Annotated in this window: 3 protein-coding genes and 1 pseudogene; all 4 read left to right on the forward strand. The window is 36.0% G+C overall.

All coding sequences use genetic code 11. The annotated features are described in order from the left end of the window. Nucleotides 1-754: 754 nt before the first annotated feature. Nucleotides 755-1,648 (forward strand): annotated as a pseudogene (locus QM374_RS10670) (helix-turn-helix domain-containing protein); the annotation flags it as partial. Nucleotides 1,649-1,709: 61 nt separating this feature from the next. Continuing rightward, complete coding sequence (locus tag QM374_RS10675) at nt 1,710-2,243, forward strand: ABC transporter permease (protein WP_414311732.1); 534 nt, start codon at nt 1,710-1,712, stop codon at nt 2,241-2,243. A gap of 75 nt (nt 2,244-2,318) precedes the next feature. Then, the gene (gene nrdI / locus QM374_RS10680; protein WP_414311733.1) at nt 2,319-2,786 is read left to right on the forward strand and encodes a class Ib ribonucleoside-diphosphate reductase assembly flavoprotein NrdI; all 468 of its coding nucleotides are present in this window, start codon (nt 2,319-2,321) and stop codon (nt 2,784-2,786) included. A 69-nt stretch (nt 2,787-2,855) separates the two neighbouring features. Further along, a complete protein-coding gene (locus QM374_RS10685; RefSeq protein ID WP_000040887.1) occupies nt 2,856-3,065 on the forward strand; it encodes a hypothetical protein in 210 nt (69 codons plus the stop codon). Nucleotides 3,066-3,210 lie beyond the last annotated feature (145 nt).

Genomic DNA, 3,210 nt, shown 5'->3' on the forward strand with positions numbered 1-3,210 from the left:
CAAAAAATAGGGTGAAAAAACCTTTATTTGTTATGCAAAAAAATAGAAGATAGGATAGAGAATCACTTTGATGATCTCAATCCTATCTCCTATTCAAATAGTTAGATTACTAACTTAATGACATTGGTTTTGACCTATCCTTTTATTTGGTCAATGGAGTACACTCCATCAGGTGCAGTTAGAAAAATAGTCCCTTTTAAAGAATTGTTAGAAATGAATGCTGATTTTTATAGACAGTTAAGGATGTGATAAATAAAGGGTACAATGCATGAAAAAGATATTTGAAATTAGTACGCACAGTAAAATAGTATTAAATGGGAAATAATCATTAATGTAAACTGTTATTATTAAAGGATTCCAAAGCAAAAAGCTTTTTTGTATAAATGTGTATTACGAATGTGTGACTGATAGACAAACATTAAAATATATGATAAACAAAAATAGAAAAAAATTAAAAGGAGAATCCTTATGTCAGCAATTTCATCAGTGGTCCTCACATATTGCTTGACAAAAGAAAAAGGCAAATAATGTAGATAACAAATCTCACAATGAAATAAGGTCGGGCAAAAAGTCTTTAAAATAAAAGAAAAGCATATTATTAGATGTTTAAAAACCTTGATTTAACGCGATTATTGAATTTTAAAATTTCGATGTATTGCAATAAAAATTAACCGAAAAACTACATTCTTTGTGAAATAAATTAGATGTTCGGATATATAGAAAAACGCTCTAGTCAAAATTTCATGAGCCAGAAATATTGAGTCAGCAACTAGATGAAGAAGCATTCAAGGCTCATCTCAGCCAAAAAGAAAATTGGTGGATCGGACTTTCCAAGGAAAAACAAGGGAATTTTGTCATTCCTTACTACGTTCTGGGGCAAGATTGGCAAATTATTCTTGCAGATCAGGAATTTGAGGGCTTGTTGGTCATGCCTTTTGAGGCACCTTATCAAGCCAACTTTGAAAAATGGAAGCGTGATGTTGAAAAGACACTCTTTTATGGTTCGGTCAATTTAGATCAGTCTGAAAGTCTCTTTTCTTACTACGAACCCATTTATCGAGTGATCATCCAGGGAAATCTTCAGCAGATTATTGATGAATTGACCTTGCTTGAGAAGATTGTCCTTGAAAATACACCAAGGGTATCCATTACCAAGCAGCTCTTTACCCAGTTTGTCATGGATGTTTTCCATCTTTTTGAACATCTGAAAGCAGACGACATGACAGATATTGTCAAGAACATTCATGCTATTACAACTTTTGAGGATTTAGTCGCTTATACCAAAGAGACCTTGACATCCTTCTTTGGTCAATATCGCATGAATGAAAATGTCGTCAGCGTGCTCGAGGTTATTGGTAGAGACTATAAAAAAGAGCTGTCTCTCAAGGATATCAGCAAAGATCTCTTTATCAATCCCGTTTATTTGGGTCAGCTAATAAAGAAGGAAACCAATTCCACCTTTGCGGAGCTTCTCAATAAGCAACGCATTAAGGCTGCCCAGCAGCTCTTGCTATCTACAAATGATAGTATTGAGGATATCTGTTATACAGTTGGTTACAGTAATGTTGGTTATTTCTATAAGTTTTTTCGAAAACTGTGTGGGAAGTCTCCTAAAGCCTACCGTAAACAGGTGGAAACGAACTTGTAACAGTTGTTCTCCTTCGTAAAATATGCTATAATAATTAAAAAATTATGAGGAGGTTACTTTTATGAAAAAGAAACCAATCTATCTTTGGGTATTACTGATTTTATCAGCCTTACTCTCAGCAATGTCGCTATTTGGGATCATATCTCCAGTACCTACTGCCGAGGGTATGAGCAATCTAGAAACATCAGCATCAGGTGTTAATGCTACTTATGCTAAGGAGCTTGTTGATTACACCATTAAGGTATCGGAGCATGGTCATTCTGTCTTCAGCATTCTCTTGGTTGTCTTATCTGTTATTCTAGTTGTTGTGGCTTTGGTTTTCCTTATTCGTAAAAACCTTCAATTGGCTAACTACACTTATCTTGCTTATGTCTTCGTTGCCATCGTTGGTTCTATTTACAACTTTATCGGCGTTCAGGATGCGGTTTCACTTTTTACAGACCCTAACATCCGTATGGGAGCGGAGCTTGGTGCCAAAGGTTCAGCCATTTTTGGGATCGTACTCAATGTTATCTTCCTAGCAATCGTCTTCTATAAAATGTGGCGTCAGCAAAAAGAATTAACAGAAGCTCAAAAAGAGGAAGAACTGGCCTAAGAGTTGACAAAGGATAGCTATCAAGATACAATCTTGGTAGTTATTTTTTTGAATTCAAAAAAGAAGGAGGAGAGCATGAAAAAAATTTCCTTAGTCTATATCAGTCTGAGTGGAAATACTGAAAGTTTCGTCACACGTCTGAAAGCTTACTTATTAGAACAGTATGGGAACATTGAAGTGGACAAGATCCATATTAAAGATTTGGTCAAGGAGGGAGAGAATTTCTTTGAGATGACCAATCCATATGTCGCTTTTCTACCGACTTATCTAGAAGGTGGCAATGGAGTTGATAATGGTGATGTGGAGATTTTGACCACTCCAGTAGGGGACTTTATCGCTTACGGTGACAATGCCAGCAAGTGTTTTGGTGTCGTAGGATCAGGTAACCGCAATTTTAACAACCAATACTGTTTGACCGCCAAGCAATATAGCCAGCGCTTTGGTTTTCCAGTCCTAGCTGACTTTGAAATGCGCGGAATGCTAGGAGACATCAAGAAGGTTGCTGGGATTATTGCGGAACTCTATGAATTAGAAGCTTTATAAGAGGCTAGATTTTCTGAGGAAGAGTTTTATTCTATGGATAAAGGATTTACTTCAAAGGGGACAATCGAAATGAGTAAACTACAGAAATCATTTTTAAAGTATATAAAACGCAAACCAAGCTTCAAGGATATTATGCTATGCAGTGCTTTGCTACTATTAGCGATTGCTCTGCTACTGTTCTCTGAGAAAATTTTTGATGAAGATGCAGCACCATTTGGAACCATGGTATCCTTAGGGATTGTTATCCTGGTAGAAATCTTAGCTGTCAGAAATAAATAAAAAGACTCGAGAAATGGTAAAGCCCACTGAAAAAGGAGCTCTCTTACTTTTAATGAAATGAAAACCGAGGAATCACTCATCAATTTGAGCGAATTCCTCGGTTATTTTGTATTTATTAAGGCCATAATTCGTTTCATATTAACCA

The organism is Streptococcus infantis, assembly GCF_047465525.1.
GTDB classification, from domain to species: Bacteria; Bacillota; Bacilli; order Lactobacillales; family Streptococcaceae; genus Streptococcus; species Streptococcus infantis_R.